Consider the following 14,688-nt stretch of genomic DNA (forward strand, 5'->3'; position numbering starts at 1 on the left):
TCAGGCCCCCGACGCGCCGATCAATCGTGAACGATCCGGGCTAGGTCAACGACGGCGGCATCAAGAACACCTGATCACGCTCCACAGTCAAGAAGTTGTAACCCACGTCCACCTCCAGAACCCCTACCTGCCAAGAGATTTTCCCGAGACACGACCAGAAGGCCCCGAAGACGCGCCGAGGGTTTATGCAACACGCTCTTCTGGCAGTCCAGGGTAGCCCTGCGCCTCGATCGCGTGCCGGTCGAGGATCTGCTCGACCACCTGGATGGTCGCGGGCCCGAACGCGGCGGCCACGGTCGAGGAACCAGTCTCGCGACCACAGCCCGTCCGCGTTGCGGTGCCGCGGTGGAACATGGCCCGGATCGGTCGAGTACTGGCCCTTGCGACCCGTCTTGCGACGGTGCTCGGCAACGACCTGCTGTCCGTCGAACACCGTCACCCTTGAGGCAGGCAGCCGCACCCTCACCAGGCGTCCGGCAAGGGCGTAGGGCACCGAATAGTGCTGGTAGTCGGTCGTGAGGTGGTAGTTGCGGCCGATCTTGACCTGCCTCCATCCAGAGCCTCCGGCCGCCAGCCGAAGACGAAGGGGAGAACCGTCAAACCGGGGTGCTGCGTTGCGCGATGGCGCTCGCCCAGGGCCAAGGCGTGCGGCGCGTCCCCGGGCGTCCACCAGTACTACTGGGACGGCATCCGCCCGACATCCGCTTCACGCTACGAAGTGCGCGGTCCTGCCCGTCAGGGGCTTCCGAACTTCGCAGCACCTGGGCGACGACCGTTGTCACATCGTCATACATGTGCAACAGTGGTTTTGCACACATGACGATGGCCCCGCCTAGGGGTCGACCAGAGAAAGGGGAGGCCCGTGGGCAAAGTGAAGGAACTCGCCTACGTCGGATATGAGGTCTCGGACCTGGCGGCGTGGGAGCACTTCGGCGTCGATCTACTCGGGATGCAGTTCGGCGAGAAGACGACCAGCGGCTTTACGCTGCGTACCGACCACAAGGCCCACCGCTGGGTAGTGGAGGCAGGCGCGGCTGATGACCTCGTGGTGAGCGGTTACGAGGTCGCGAGCGAGCCCGAACTCGACGCGATTGTTCAGGGCCTTGGTAGTGCTGGCTTCGAGGTGACAGAAGGAGATGCTGCCCTTGCCGCCGATCGCAAGGTGGACCGGATCTTCGTCACCACCGACCCGATGGGAAACCGAGTTGAGCTCGTCAGCGGCTTCGCAGACGCCGAAACTCCCTTCGAGTCCACGAAGCTCCTAGGTAGCTTCGTCACGGGCGACGGAGGCGCCGGCCACCAAGTGCTATTGACAGGTGATGTTAGCCGCGAGGAATACCTCGCCTTCTACGTTGACCTGCTGGGTTTCAAGATCAGCGATATCATCGTCGAGGAAGTGGCGCCGGGCATCGTCGCGGATCTAATCTTTCTGCACTGCAACCCGCGCCACCACACGGTCGCCTTCGGAAAGCTTCCGTTTCCGAAGGTCACGCATCACTTCATGCTCGAGGTTAGCGACATCCGTGACGTAGGTCTTGCCTATGACCGTTGTCTAGACGCCAGACAGCCGTTCGAGATGACACTAGGCATGCACCCAAATGACAGAATGTTCAGTTTCTACGTACGGACACCGTCTGGATTCAACGTGGAGTACGGTTGGGGCGCCCTCCTGATCGACGACGAGACCTGGGAAGTCAAGACTCTCGACCGCCTGCACTCATGGGGGCACCGTCCACCCCAGGTTCTGGCCGAGCAACTCGCGCACACGGCAACGGACGAGGTGCACTGAGGTGACTCTTCGCCCGAGCGATATCGCTCGCGACGTGAAAACGAAGAACTGGAACATCCACTATTACGAGGCTGGCGAGGGACATCCGGTGGTGCTTCTGCACGGAGGCGGCCCGGGTGCCACCGGCTGGAGCAATTATGCCTCGAATATCGAGGCACTCGCTGAGAGTTTTCACGTCTTTGCCGTGGATATGCCCGGTTGGGGCGAGTCCGACGCAGTCTCCTTCGATGAGGTTGACCATGTTGAGGCGGCAGTGCAGTTCCTGGATGCCCTTGGCATCGAGAAGGCTGCCTTCGTCGGGAATTCAATGGGCGGCCACACGTCTATCAGACTGGCTGCCGAGCAGCCGGGTCGCGTGTCGCACCTGATCACGATGGGTCCGCCAGCGACCATGCGGCCAATCCTCTTCGGTGCTGGCGATGGTCCGTCCGAAGGGCTGAAAGTGATGTACGAGGCGTACCGGGCGCCCAGTCCGGAGAACATGCGTCGCCTCGTTGAGATCATGGTCTTTGACTCCGCCACTTTTGCGACGCCTGAGCTGTGCCAGGCGCGGTCGGATGCAGCACTGTTGCGCCCGGATCACCTGGAGAACGTCGTCGCGGGGCTGCCTCGGGCGCCCATCCCCATCTGGGCGGATATGAATACCGTCCGTGGCATCACGGCGCCGACTCTACTTATTCATGGTCGTGATGACCGAGTGGTGTCATTTGAGACGTCGCTCATGCTTTGCGCAAGCATCGCCAACTCCCGTGTCGCACTGATCAACCGGTGCGGCCACTGGGCGCAGGTCGAGCACGCTGCCGAGTTCAACAGGCTGGTGACCGACTTCGTACTTCACAATTGAGAATTCCCGGTTTTCATGCACCTATGAAGCACCCTCCCAGTGCTTGCCTTCGGAAGGCCCAGCCTTGGGGCTGGCCTCGGATCCATGCGGAGTAAGGAGTCGGATACCGTGAGTGAGGCGGCAACCTCCAGTATCTCGGTGGGGCGCCTGAACGAGCTGGGTGAACCGTGGGCGCTCCCTGGATGCCCGGTTCCATTGGAGGTGTTGCAGGAGGTTCGTGACACGGTCCGCGCCATGCAGTTCCTGGTGCCGCAGCTGGCTGATCCCGACGTCGACGAGGTTGTAGACGTCCGGACAGCCACGGCGGCATTGTCGCGTGTATGGCAACTGGCGATCGGGGCGATCGACGCAGGGCAGCCAGACGCGGGAGTCGAGTCGAGAAGGAAACTTCTTGAAGTTCTCGGCAGGGTCAGAAACGTTGAGGCTCGGCTCCGCGAGGCGCAGGCACGCGAGCGTGAACGCGCATCGGACGTTTTCCAACAAACTATGTCGGAGTTGGAAAACACCGAGTCAACGGAAGCACTCCTCCAGCGTGCTACGGAGGTGGTCTGCGGCATCGGGTTCGACCGGGCGATCGCATCGACCCTGCAGGACGGCATGTGGTTCACCAATGCAGTCTGTATCCCCACGGACGAAGCGTGGGCAACCGAGATACTACGTGTCGGCGGCGCTCATCCTCAAAAGGTGTCTTCATTGTTCGAGTCGGTCATGGTACGGGGAAAGAAGGCGATCTGTGTGACCTCGGTCTCAACTGATGAGCGCATCCATCGGCCCCTCGCTGACGTCTCTAGGGTCCATTCTTATGTGGCTGCACCCATCTTGCAGAAGGGCCTCGTGGTCGGGTTCCTACATGCGGATCGCTACTTCCAGCGTCGCTACGTCGGTGAACCTGATCGGCGGTTGCTCACTCAGGCAGCCCGATCGGTCTCGCACCTGTGGCAGAGAAACGCCCTCTTAGACAGGCTCGGGGTGATCCAGTCAGGGCTGGCGAGCCTCAGCGACACCGCAACGGGTGCCGCCGACGGATACGCGGATATTACAATGCCGCCACCCGCCGGTGGAGTCGGAAGAGCGAACAGCTTCATGCGCTCTCAGTTGGACACGTATCCGCGGCAGGCGGTCCGGTTTGCGCCCGCCTCGTCGCTGTCAACGCGCGAGAGCGAGGTGTTACGGCTCATGGCCGCCGGCGAGACGAATTCAGCAATAGCGGCGCGGCTATTCGTCACAGACGAGACGGTGAAGTCGCACGTCAAGCAGATTCTCCGGAAGTTGCATGCGCGCAATCGGGCCGAGGCAGTCGCCAAATGGCTGGCATGAGTACTGTTGGTGAACCATCGGGTTCGAGGCGCACATGGATACGCACGAACAAAAGTGGGGACATTGCCCGTGGGCGAGCCCTCAGACCTTCTTGGTGGCCGTATGCGGGATTCCTTGGCTCTGCAAACAGCTCACTCCCCTGGCAGTGGACGAGCCTGGCCTTGCTGAGACGCTATCGGGCCATTGCCGCGACCCGAAGTTAACCAAAGCAGACCGGTGGCACAGTGGATGCTGGGATTTCACATACGAACATGCGTATGACATACGCGCAGCGCATTGAGCCCGAATGACCATGCCTTCCGCACCTTGGATGCGGCCCCTGTCCCAGAAAGTCCGAGCAGAACCGTGATGAAACCCCGGTCCGTCGCGTTCGATCTCTTCGGTGAGTACCTGCGCTATCGGGGCGCGGGGGACACGGTGACGGGGGGTCACGGTGGTTCAACAAGATGCTCAAGCTTCAGATCTGCGAGCCTCGGGTCTGGTGTCGCCTGGGGCGTCACCCGCTGGGCCTCTCACACTGGAGAAGTGTCTACGCTATGTCTACGTCGACCGTCAAGATTGTGACACGCATTGTTGGTTGGCGAGAGCGAAGGGATGAGCGATGAAGCCCAGAGGGATCGTCTTCGACCTGTTCGGCGGCTACCTGAGATACCGCGGCGGGGAGGCTCCGCTCCGGGATCTCGTTGCGTTGCTGGAGAGGTTCGGGGTGGGGGCGTCGTCGGCGCGTGTCGTGATGTCTCGCCTGCGAAAGGAAGGCTGGTTCGACACCCGCCCGGGCAGGGACGGCCGCGAGGTGGTCTACGCACTGAATGAGCGCAGCTGGCGGATGCTCGACGAGGGGCGTGAGCGGATTTTTACAGACCCCCGGTCCAGCTGGGACGGCTGGTGGCACATAGTCATCTACTACGTCCCGGAGACGGCGCGTGCGACGCGTGAGGAACTGCGGAAAGAGCTGTCGTGGCTCGGGTTTGGACCGCTCGCGGCGTCCACCTGGATCTCGCCACACGACCGGCTCGCCCGCGTGGAGGAGAAGTTCGCCCACGAGCCCGACGTTCGGCTGGACCTGCTGCGCGCCCGGTCCAAGGGACTGCCGGCGGACCGCGACATGGCCGAGCGTTGCTGGGACCTCGACGCCCTCAACGCCGACTACCGGGTGTTCCTCGAGCGATACCGTGCGCAGCTGCCCCGCTACCGTTCGGGCCGGCTCGGGCCGGACGAGGCGCTGGTGACACGCATCGAGCTCTTCCACGAGTGGCGGAAGTTCCCCTTCCGTGACCCTGGCCTGCCGCTGGAACTGCTGCCCGCCCGTTGGCGCGGCCACGACGCGTACCAGCTGTTCAAGGAGGCGTCCGAACTCTTGCTCCCTGCGGCAGAGCGAGCCATCGACTCCGTAACCGGTACTCGGCCTGAGGAACCGGTGCAGATGCCCGTGTCAACTACTTGACGCTCGTCGGTCAGATGTCACAGACTGGCCGGACTGGCTAGCCGCAGTGGTGGCCACACGATGACGTGAATGCGTAGGAGATCCCATGTCGCTCTCAGTGGCCTGCATCGGTGGTGGCCCCGGCGGGCTGTTCGCCGCCACGCTCATCAAGCAGCGCCGGCCGGACGCCCGGGTGAGCGTCTACGAGCGCAACCGCGCCGACGACACCTACGGCTTCGGCGTTGTCTTCTCCGACGCCACCCTGCAGAAGATCAACGACGCCGACGCGGTACTCATCGACGCGCTGCGTGAGCACGGCAGGCACTGGGAGGACATCGAGGTCCGGCTCAAGGGCGAGCGGATCACGGTGGGCGGCAACGGGATGGCCGCCATCTCCCGCAAGACCCTTCTGCTCCTCCTGCAGGACCGGGCCCGCGCCGAGGGCGTGGACCTGCGCTTCGAGACCGAGGTCGACGTCGACCAGGTGCTCGCCGAGCACGACGTCGTCGTCGCCTCCGACGGCGCCAACTCCCGCACCCGTGACCGCTTCGCCGACCAGTTCGGTCCCTCCGCGGTCCAGGCGAGGGCGAAGTTCATCTGGTTCGGCACCTCGTACATGTTCGACGGGCTGACCTTCGTTCACAAGGAGGGTCCGCACGGCGTGTTCGCCGTCCACGGCTACCCGATCTCAGCAGATGTCAGCACCTTCATCGTCGAGACCGACGAGGAGACCTGGCGCCGCGCCGGCCTCGACGAGTTCGACGTCACCCAGCCCCCGGGGCCGAGCGACGAGAAGAGCCGGAAGTACCTCCAGGAGCTCTTTGCCGACGAGATCGACGGGCAGCCGCTGCTAGTCAACAACTCCCGCTGGGGGAACTTCCGTACCCGTCGCGCCGACTCGTGGCACGCCGGCAAGGTGGCCCTACTCGGCGACTCCGCGCACACCGCGCACTTCTCGGTCGGATCGGGCACCAAGATGGCGATGGAGGACGCGATCGAGCTTGCCCGCGCCGTCGTCGAGCACGACGACGTCGAGCAGGCGCTCGCCGCGTACGAGGGGGCGGCCCGCCCGTCGGTGGAGAAGATCCAGGGCTCGGCCCGCCCGAGCCTGTCCTGGTGGGAGCACTTCGGCCGCTACCACTCCGCGTTCGACCCCATGCAGTTCGCGTTCCACTTCATGAGCCGGTCCATCGGTCGGGCCAAGATCGCCCGGCGTGACCCGGACTTCATCGCCGCCGTCGATGCTGCGTGGCTCGACCGTCACGGGAGTGACCCGCTCAGCACCCCGCTAGACCTGGGCCGCGTCGTCTTCCCGGGCCGCACCGCGCGGATCGTCGAGCGCGACGGACGGCGGTTCGTGGCCGACGGCAACGGCGCCCTGGTGCCCCTCGCCGAGTGCCCACCGGCCGACGGCGTACCGGCACGCTCCCCCGGCAAGGACGAGCCGTGGGCTCTGTGGCTCGCCGCCCCGGAGTCCGAGGACGGCGTGGCCGGTGCCGCGGCCACGGTGGTGGCCTGCCGCTCCGAGCGCCCGGCATTGGTCGCGGTGCACGGCGGTACGCCGCTCACCCGGGTGCTTCTGGCCGAGGAGGTCCGCCTCGCCGTCGGCCTGCCGGTCGCCCTGGTGGAGGAGCAGGCCGACGAGGACCGCGCCGCCACCCTGGTGCTCTCCGGCCGGGCCGACCTCGTCGCGATCGCGGGAGGCACCGGTGTCTGACCTGCGCTCCCTCTTCTCACCGCGCGGCGTCGCCGTCGTCGGCGCCTCGCGCTCCGGCGCGAAGCTGGGCGCCGTCATGGCCCGATCCCTGCGCAGTTTCGACGGCGCCCTCGGGCTCGTCAACTCGCGCAACCCCGACCCCGGCTCTGGACTCCACGCCTCCGTCGCTGCGGCCTCGCAGGCCCTGGGCGCCCCGCTGGACCTGGCCGTCCTGTGCGTTCCCGCCGCGGCCTGCGCCTCCGCCGTCGAGGAGGCCGCCGCGGCCGGCATCAAGGCCGCCCTCGTCTGCGCCGGCGGGTTCGCCGAGTCCGGCGAGGCCGGCGCCGCCCACCAGGCCGCCCTGCTCGAGGCCGCCCGCCGCACCGGCGTTCGGCTGCTCGGGCCGAACACCTCCGGGTTCTTCTCCCCCGCCCAGAAACTCACCGCGAGCTTCGTCCCGGCTGCTGGGGACGTCCCCGCCGGCGGCGTCGCCGTCGTCGCGGCCTCCGGCGGGATCAACCACGCCCTCTCCTTCCTCCTCGCCGAGGCCGGCCTGGGCGTCAGCCTCGCCGTCGGGCTGGGCAACGCCACGGACGTCACCGCCCCTGACGTCCTGGACCACCTGCGCGGGGACGACGCCACCCGGGTGGTGGCGCTGCATGTCGAGTCGGTCGCCGACGGGCGCCGGCTCGTTGAGTCCGTGCGGGCGCTGACGGAGCGCGTGCCCGTGGTGGCCCTCGTGGTCGGCCGCAACGACGTCGCCGAGTTCGCCCAGTCCCACACCGGCGCGCTGGCCACCTCGTGGCGGACCACGCGGGCCGCGCTGCGCCAGGCCGGCGCCATCCTGGTCGACGACGAGCAGCAACTGGTCGACGCGGTCGTGGCGCTCTCCCACTCCCGTCTCGCCCCGGCCGCGAATCCCGGCGTCGGCATCGTCACGGCGCAGGCCGGGCCCGGTCTGCTGCTCATGGACAGCCTGCGCGGGCACGGTGTCGCCGTGCCCGGTCTGTCGGACGGGACGGTGGCGCGGATCGGTGAGCTCCTGCCGCCGCTGACCTACCAGCGCAACCCGGTCGACACGGGCCGCCCGAGCGAGACGTTCGGCGCCGTGCTCGAGGCCGTCGCCGCCGACCCGGGCGTGGACGTCGTCGCCACGTACGCCCTGACGGAGCCGGACAGCATCGACCTGGCCGCCACGGTTCCGGCGGCCTCGGCCGCCTCGGCCGTCCCGACCCTCGTCGGGCTCGGCGGCGCGCCGGAGGAGGTCCGGGAGATCCGCCGTCGTCTCCACGCCGCCGGCGTCGCCGCGTACGGCGCCCCGACGGCGCTGGCCACCGGTGCCGCGGCACTCGTCGAGGACGCGCGGCGCCAGCACCGTGCCCGTCAGGACGCCGGCGCCGGCACCGACGGCGGAGCGGACGGGGCCGACGGCGGAGCAGACGCGTCGTCCTTCCCCATGGTGACGCGGACGGCGTGGGACGAGGACGAGGCCAAGGCTCTGGTGGGGCGGCTCGGCTTCCGCACGATGGCCCGCCGCGCCTGCCAGAGCGACGCCGAGGCGCACGCCGCCCTGGACGCCGTCGGCGGCCCGGTCGCCGTCAAGCTGCTCGACGCCGCCGTGCTGCACAAGACGGAGATCGGCGGCGTGCGCTTGGGCGTGCGCACCCACGACGAGCTGGATGAGGCCCTCGCCGCGCTACGCGCCGCGGGCGCGGACCGGGTCCTCGTCGAGGCGATGGCACCCTCCGGCGTCGACCTCATCGTCGGCGCCCGCCGGGACCCGGTCTTCGGCCCCGTCGTCCTGCTGGGGCTCGGCGGCACCGTCGCCGAGGCGTTGCAGGACGTCAGCCTGCGCGTCGCGCCGCTCTCCCCCGCCGAGGCCGCCACCATGCCTGACGACCTCGCCGGGCGCGCCCTGCTGGAGGGCTTCCGCGGCTCGCCCACCCTCGACCGCTCCGAGCTCGCCGCCCTGCTCAGCGCGCTCGGCGCCCTGCTGCTCGACCACCCCCACCTGGGCGACGTCGAGATCAACCCGCTGCGGGTCACCGCGGACGGGCTTGTCGCCCTCGACGCTGTCGTCACCACGAAGGAGTCGTGATGGTCCGCCCCATCGCCGAAGGAATCGTCCCCTGGCCCTCCGAGCTCGCCCGCCGGTTCACCGCCGCCGGCTACTGGGAGGGCAGGTCGCTGGGTCACCACCTGTGGGCCGCCGCCGACGAGCACCCGGCCAAGACCGCCGTCGTCGACGGCGACGTGCGGATCACCTACGCCGACCTCGTCGCCCGCGCCGACGCCGCCGCCTCCCGGCTCCGGGACCTCGGCGTGGCCCGTGGCGACCGGATCGTCGTCCAGCTGCCGAACGGCTGGGAGTTCGCCGTCCTGACGCTCGCCTGCTTCCGCGCCGGGATCGTGCCGGTGATGGCCCTGCCCGGGCACCGCCGCCACGAGATGTCCTACTTCGTCGAGCACGCCGAGGCGGTCGCCGTCGCGGTGCCCGACGTGGTGAAGGACTTCGACTACCAGCAGCTCGGGTTCGACCTCGCCGCCGAGCACGCGGTCCTGGAGCACGTGCTCGTCGCCGGCGAGCACGTCGCCGAGGGTGCCGTCGACCTGGGCGCGCTCTGTGCCCCGCCCGCCGATGACGCCGACGCCAGGTCGCACCGGGCAAGGTGGGACGCCGCGGAGCCGGCGAGCTCCGACGTCGCCCTCTTCCTACTCTCAGGCGGCACCACCGGCATCCCGAAGCTCATCCCCCGCTCGCACGACGACTACGCCTACAACGCCAAGGAGTCCACGAAGGTCTGCGGCTTCGACACCGACACCGTCTACCTGGTCAGCATCCCGGCCACGCACAACTTCCCGCTCGCCTGCCCGGGCGTACTCGGGACTCTGCTGGTCGGAGGGACGGTGGTCATGCTGCCCAGCCCGTCGCCGGCGCGGGCGTTCGCCACCATCGAGCGTGAGGGCGTCACGCACACCGCCGTCGTCCCCGCCGTCGCCAAGCGGTGGCTCGACGAGCAGGCCGCCAACCCGACCGACCAGCTGGCGTCGCTCAAGGTGCTGCAGGTCGGCGGCTCGCGGCTGGCCGACGAGGTAGCCCGCCGCGTCCCCGGCACGCTCGGCTGCATCCTGCAGCAGGTGTTCGGCATGGCCGAGGGACTGCTGAACTACACCCGCCTCGACGACCCCGAGGAGATCATCTTCACCACCCAGGGCCGCCCGATGTCCCCGGACGACCAGGTCCTGCTCGTCGACGAGCACGACAACCCCGTCCCGCAGGGCACGCCGGGGTCTCTCATCACGCAGGGCCCGTACACGCTGCGCGGGTACTACCGGGCCGAGGAGCAGAACGCCCGGGCCTTCACCACCGACGGGTGGTACCGCTCCGGCGACATCTGCCGCATGGACGAGATGGGCAACCTCATCGTCGAGGGCCGCGACAAGGACATGATCAACCGCGGCGGGGAGAAGATCTCCGCCGAGGAGATCGAGAACCTCGTCTACCAGCTGCCCGCGGTCCGGCTCGTCGCCGCTGTCGCCATGCCCGACGACGTCCTCGGCGAGCGGGTGTGCGTCTACGTAGTCCCGCACGACGGGCAGTCCGTGAGCCTAACGGACGTCCACGCCGCGATGGAGACGGCCGGGGTGGCCCGGTACAAGTGGCCCGAGCACCTCGAGGCCACCGACGAGCTGCCGACGACGAAGGTCGGCAAGATCAACAAGAAGGCGCTCCGCACCGACATCGCGGAGCGTCTCGCTGCCGGGCTTGGCATCCGCGCGAGCCTCTGATGCCGGCTTACGCATTTGCCGGGGTCACCCCGGTCGTCGATCCGACAGCGTACGTCCATCCAAGCGCGGTCCTGATCGGTGATGTGGTGGTCGGGCCGGGCTGCTACGTCGGTCCGCACGCGTCCCTGCGAGCCGATCTCGGCGGAATCGTGCTGGGTGCGGGCTCGAACGTGCAGGACGGCTGCGTCGTGCACACCTTTCCCCGCCGCACGACCGTGATCGGCGAGGACGGGCATGTCGGGCACGCGGCGGTGCTCCACGGGTGCACGGTGGGGGCCGGCGCGCTGATCGGGATCGGCGCCGTCCTGCTCGACGGCGCACGGGTCGGTGAGCGTGCCTTCGTCGGGGCGGGCTCGCTTGTGCCTGCGGAGATGCAGGTTCCCGCCGGACACCTGGTGCTCGGCTCCCCGGCTCACGTGGTCCGCGAACTCTCCGACACCGAGTTGGAGTGGAAGGCGAACGGCACCCGGATGTACCACGAAATCGCTGTCCTCTCGCACGAGCGGCTCGAGGAGGTCATCCCTCTCACAGCCCCCGAGGCGGACCGCCCGGTGCTGCCCTTCGGCTCGGACGATGCCGTTCCCATCCGCGAAGCAAGAGTCACCGGCTGACGGTGACCGAGCTGCCAAATCAGCACGTCACACGTTTCGAAAGGATCAGACGATGACCACCACCGAAGAGCCGCTCGAGCACAGCGACGTCGAGAACGCGATGCAGCCGGAGGACACCCCCGAGCTGCGCGAGCTCTACGCCGGGTTCGAGGCGAACCACATGATCCCGCTGTGGACCCAGATCGACGACCTCATGCCCACGAGCCCCTCGCCGAAGGCGGTGCCGCACGTGTGGAAGTGGTCGACGCTCTACCCGCTCGCGCAGAAGTCGGGCGACCTGGTGCCCGTCGGGCGCGGGGGCGAGCGCCGCGCCATCGGCCTGGCCAACCCGGGCATGGGAGGGCGGGCCTACGTCTCCCCGACCCTGTGGGCAGCCATCCAGTACCTCGGCCCGAAGGAGACGGCTCCGGAGCACCGCCACTCCCAGAACGCCTTCCGCTTCGTCGTCGAGGGCGAGGGCGTCTGGACGGTCGTCAACGGCGACCCGGTGCGCATGTCGCGCGGCGACTTCCTGCTGACCCCGGGGTGGAACTTCCACGGCCACCACAACGAGACGGACCAGCCGATGGCCTGGATCGACGGTCTCGACATCCCGTTCTCCTACACCAACGACGTGGGCTTCTTCGAGTTCGGGTCCGAGCGCGTCACCGACTACGCGACCCCGAACTACTCCCGCGGCGAGCGGCTGTGGTGCCACCCCGGCCTGCGTCCGCTCTCCGGCCTGCAGAACACCGTGTCCTCGCCGATCGGCGCATACCGGTGGGAGTACACCGACCGTGCGCTGACCGAGCAGCTGCTCCTGGAGGAGGAGGGCCAGCCGGCGACGGTCGAGCAGGGTCACGCGGCCGTGCGCTACGTGAACCCGACCACCGGCGGTGACGTGATGCCGACCATCAGGGCCGAGTTCCACCGCCTGCGCGCGGGCACGGCGACGGCGACCCGCCGCGAGGTCGGCTCGACGGTCTTCCAGGTCTTCGAGGGCTCGGGCTCCGTCGTCATGGACGGCACCGAGCACCAGCTCGAGATCGGCGACATGTTCGTCGTCCCGTCGTGGGTGTCGTGGTCGCTCCAGGCCGACACCCAGTTCGACCTGTTCCGTTTCTCCGACGCCCCGATCATGGAGCGTCTCCACTTCGACCGCACCTACATCGAGGGAGCCGACCGATGAGACTGACCACCCTGCGCACCGCCTCCGGGACCGTCGCTGCCCGGGTCGACGGCGACAAGGCCGTCGAGCTGACCGGCTACACCGACGTCGCGGACCTGCTGCGTCGCGGCGACCTCGCCGCCGTCGCCCAGGCGGCCGGCACCGAGCACGACCTGACGACGGCGGACCTCGCCCCGGTGGTGACCACACCGGGAAAGATCGTGTGCGTCGGCCTGAACTACCGCAACCACATCCTCGAGATGGGCCGCGAGCTGCCGGAGCACCCGACGCTGTTCACCAAGTTCCCCGAGGCCCTCATCGGTCCGCGCGACGAGATTCAGGTCCCGCCGGAGTCGGACAAGATCGACTGGGAGGGCGAGCTCGCCGTCGTCGTCGGCAGGAGCGTTCGCCGGGCCGACGCCGAGCAGGCGGAGGCCGCGATCGCCGGGTACACGATCATGAACGACATCACCATGCGCGACTACCAGTACCGCAGTCCCCAGTGGTTCCAGGGCAAGGCGTGGGAGAGCTCGACCCCGCTGGGCCCGGTCCTCGTCACCCCGGACGAGCTGCCCGCCGACGCCGAGCTGGTCACCCGCCTCGACGGGGAGGAGATGCAGCGCGCCCGCATCGACGACCTCGTCTTCGACGCCGTCGCCCTGGTGCGGTACATCTCGACGATCTTCACGCTCAACCCCGGTGACGTCATCGCCACCGGCACACCGGGGGGCGTCGGCCACGCGCGCAAGCCGGGCCGTTACATCTCCGCCGGGCAGACCGTGTCCGTCGCGATCGACGGCATCGGCGACGTCGTCAACGTGGCGGTCGCCGAGAAAGTCGCGGGCGCCGCCGAGCAGACGCCGGCCACGGTGGGCGTATGAGCACCACGCTCGAGCAGGCCCGTGAGGAGCTGCGCCGCCGTCAGGGCGCGGGTGCCCGGTACGACGCCGCCGACGCACCGGCCCGAGAGCTGGCGTGGGCACGGACGGGGACGGCGTACTTCGCACGGAAGCTCAACGAGCTGACCGACGAGGACCTGTTCGGCCCGAGCCTGCTGCCCGGATGGACCCGCGCGGCCCTCGTCGCGCACGTGGGCTACAACGCCCGCGCGCTCACCCGGCTGTGCGAGTGGGCGCGCACCGGCGTGGAGACGCCGATGTACGCCTCGACCGAGCAGCGCAACGCCGAGATCGACCGAGGCGCCACCCTGCCTGCCCGGGCGCTGCGGAACCTGTTCGCCCACGCCGAGGTCCACCTGAACGTCGAGTGGCGCGACCTCACCGACCATCAGTGGGACCACGAGGTCCGCACCGCGCAGGGACGCACCGTCCCGGCTCGCGAGACCGCCTGGATGCGCGCCCGCGAGGTCTGGGTCCACGCCGTGGACCTCGACAACGCCGGCTCCTTCCGAGACTTCCCCGCCGACCTGCTCGACGAGCTCCTCGCCGACGTCGTGCGGGCGTGGGCGCGGCGCCCGGAGGCGGTCGAGATCGTCCTCGCCCCCGCCGACCGCGGCGAGCAGGTCACCGTGGGCGAGGGGACCGGCCCCACGGTCACCGGCACCACGGCGGACCTCGTCCGCTGGCTCACCGGCCGTGGCGCACGCCGACTGACCAGCACCACCGGCGAGCTGCCCAAGATCCCGCGCTGGTTCTGACCCGCCGGTGCCAAGGATCGGCTCCCTCCGGCACTCTCTCTGCTTTACGGCAGCTGTTCCGTTGAAGGTGAATTGGCCGTTCGTAGGGCCAGACGGGCTGCATGTCGGCCTGCCCAGCGACCCGTGATGAAAGCGGGCGCGAGACCGCCGACATATCCGTAGCGGGAAAGACCGCCTGCGTCGGCGCCAGCTGCGAAAAGATCTGGAAGAGGGGTGCCATCGTGGCCAAGCACTTGCGCGTCGGTGTCGATAGCAACTCCCCCAAAGGTGAACGTGATAGACGGCTGTACCATGACGGCGTAGTACGGGGAGACCTTCGGACCCCTCGCTGAAGGTGCTACCCGTACGCCATCGACCGATCCACCACCTGTTGTCGACGACGCTCGAAAATGAGGCCATAGCGACGGTCGAAAAT

11 protein-coding genes are annotated in these 14,688 nt (G+C 68.5%); all 11 read left to right on the plus strand.

From position 1 onward, the window contains the following. The first annotated feature begins 862 nt into the window (after positions 1 to 862). The 11 genes from ABC138_RS17015 to ABC138_RS17065 all read left to right on the plus strand — a co-directional run bounded on the left by ABC138_RS17015 (position 863) and on the right by ABC138_RS17065 (position 14,273). Positions 863 to 1,789: a VOC family protein gene (locus ABC138_RS17015; protein ID WP_345914415.1), complete on the plus strand. Its 927-nt coding sequence runs from the start codon at positions 863 to 865 to the stop codon at positions 1,787 to 1,789. Between the two features lie 34 nt (positions 1,790 to 1,823). Continuing rightward, positions 1,824 to 2,633 carry an alpha/beta hydrolase gene (locus ABC138_RS17020; protein WP_345914416.1) on the plus strand — a complete coding sequence of 270 codons (810 nt, stop codon included), beginning with the start codon at positions 1,824 to 1,826 and terminating at the stop codon, positions 2,631 to 2,633. Between the two features lie 108 nt (positions 2,634 to 2,741). Beyond that, positions 2,742 to 3,950 (plus strand): LuxR C-terminal-related transcriptional regulator, encoded by a 1,209-nt coding sequence (locus tag ABC138_RS17025; RefSeq protein WP_345914417.1) that lies wholly within the window; start codon positions 2,742 to 2,744, stop codon positions 3,948 to 3,950. 601 nt (positions 3,951 to 4,551) lie between these two features. After that, the gene (locus ABC138_RS17030) at positions 4,552 to 5,394 is read left to right on the plus strand and encodes a PaaX family transcriptional regulator C-terminal domain-containing protein (RefSeq protein WP_052040224.1); all 843 of its coding nucleotides are present in this window, start codon (positions 4,552 to 4,554) and stop codon (positions 5,392 to 5,394) included. An 85-nt stretch (positions 5,395 to 5,479) separates the two neighbouring features. Continuing rightward, positions 5,480 to 7,090: an FAD-dependent monooxygenase gene (locus ABC138_RS17035; RefSeq protein WP_033098815.1), complete on the plus strand. Its 1,611-nt coding sequence runs from the start codon at positions 5,480 to 5,482 to the stop codon at positions 7,088 to 7,090. Further along, the gene (locus ABC138_RS17040) at positions 7,083 to 9,167 is read left to right on the plus strand and encodes an acetate--CoA ligase family protein (protein ID WP_345914418.1); all 2,085 of its coding nucleotides are present in this window, start codon (positions 7,083 to 7,085) and stop codon (positions 9,165 to 9,167) included. The genes ABC138_RS17035 and ABC138_RS17040 overlap by 8 nt, the downstream gene beginning before the upstream one ends. Then, positions 9,167 to 10,858 (plus strand): AMP-binding protein, encoded by a 1,692-nt coding sequence (locus ABC138_RS17045; RefSeq protein ID WP_345914419.1) that lies wholly within the window; start codon positions 9,167 to 9,169, stop codon positions 10,856 to 10,858. Before ABC138_RS17040 ends, ABC138_RS17045 begins: the two co-directional genes overlap by 1 nt. Then, on the plus strand, positions 10,858 to 11,469 hold the full coding sequence (locus ABC138_RS17050) for a gamma carbonic anhydrase family protein (RefSeq protein ID WP_345914420.1): 612 nt from the start codon (positions 10,858 to 10,860) through the stop codon (positions 11,467 to 11,469). The genes ABC138_RS17045 and ABC138_RS17050 overlap by 1 nt, the downstream gene beginning before the upstream one ends. 52 nt (positions 11,470 to 11,521) lie before the next feature. Beyond that, positions 11,522 to 12,637, plus strand: coding sequence for a cupin domain-containing protein (locus tag ABC138_RS17055; protein WP_033098819.1), 1,116 nt, complete (start codon positions 11,522 to 11,524; stop codon positions 12,635 to 12,637). Then, the gene (locus tag ABC138_RS17060) at positions 12,634 to 13,497 is read left to right on the plus strand and encodes a fumarylacetoacetate hydrolase family protein (RefSeq protein WP_068329984.1); all 864 of its coding nucleotides are present in this window, start codon (positions 12,634 to 12,636) and stop codon (positions 13,495 to 13,497) included. Before ABC138_RS17055 ends, ABC138_RS17060 begins: the two co-directional genes overlap by 4 nt. Further along, the gene (locus ABC138_RS17065; RefSeq protein ID WP_033098821.1) at positions 13,494 to 14,273 is read left to right on the plus strand and encodes a maleylpyruvate isomerase family mycothiol-dependent enzyme; all 780 of its coding nucleotides are present in this window, start codon (positions 13,494 to 13,496) and stop codon (positions 14,271 to 14,273) included. The genes ABC138_RS17060 and ABC138_RS17065 overlap by 4 nt, the downstream gene beginning before the upstream one ends. Positions 14,274 to 14,688 lie beyond the last annotated feature (415 nt).

The sequence above is a fragment of the Janibacter sp. LM genome (assembly GCF_039631275.1).
In the GTDB taxonomy this organism is placed as follows: Bacteria; Actinomycetota; Actinomycetes; order Actinomycetales; family Dermatophilaceae; genus Janibacter; species Janibacter terrae.

Excerpts from the sequence above, each read along its gene's own strand:
- ABC138_RS17030 (WP_052040224.1), top strand. The coding sequence starts at position 4,552 with ATGAAGCCCAGAGGGATCGTCTTCGACCTGTTCGGCGGCTACCTGAGA.
- ABC138_RS17035 (WP_033098815.1), top strand. The coding sequence starts at position 5,480 with ATGTCGCTCTCAGTGGCCTGCATCGGTGGTGGCCCCGGCGGGCTGTTC.
- ABC138_RS17045 (WP_345914419.1), top strand. The coding sequence starts at position 9,167 with ATGGTCCGCCCCATCGCCGAAGGAATCGTCCCCTGGCCCTCCGAGCTC.
- ABC138_RS17050 (WP_345914420.1), top strand. The coding sequence starts at position 10,858 with ATGCCGGCTTACGCATTTGCCGGGGTCACCCCGGTCGTCGATCCGACA.
- ABC138_RS17055 (WP_033098819.1), top strand. The coding sequence starts at position 11,522 with ATGACCACCACCGAAGAGCCGCTCGAGCACAGCGACGTCGAGAACGCG.
- ABC138_RS17060 (WP_068329984.1), top strand. The coding sequence starts at position 12,634 with ATGAGACTGACCACCCTGCGCACCGCCTCCGGGACCGTCGCTGCCCGG.
- ABC138_RS17065 (WP_033098821.1), top strand. The coding sequence starts at position 13,494 with ATGAGCACCACGCTCGAGCAGGCCCGTGAGGAGCTGCGCCGCCGTCAG.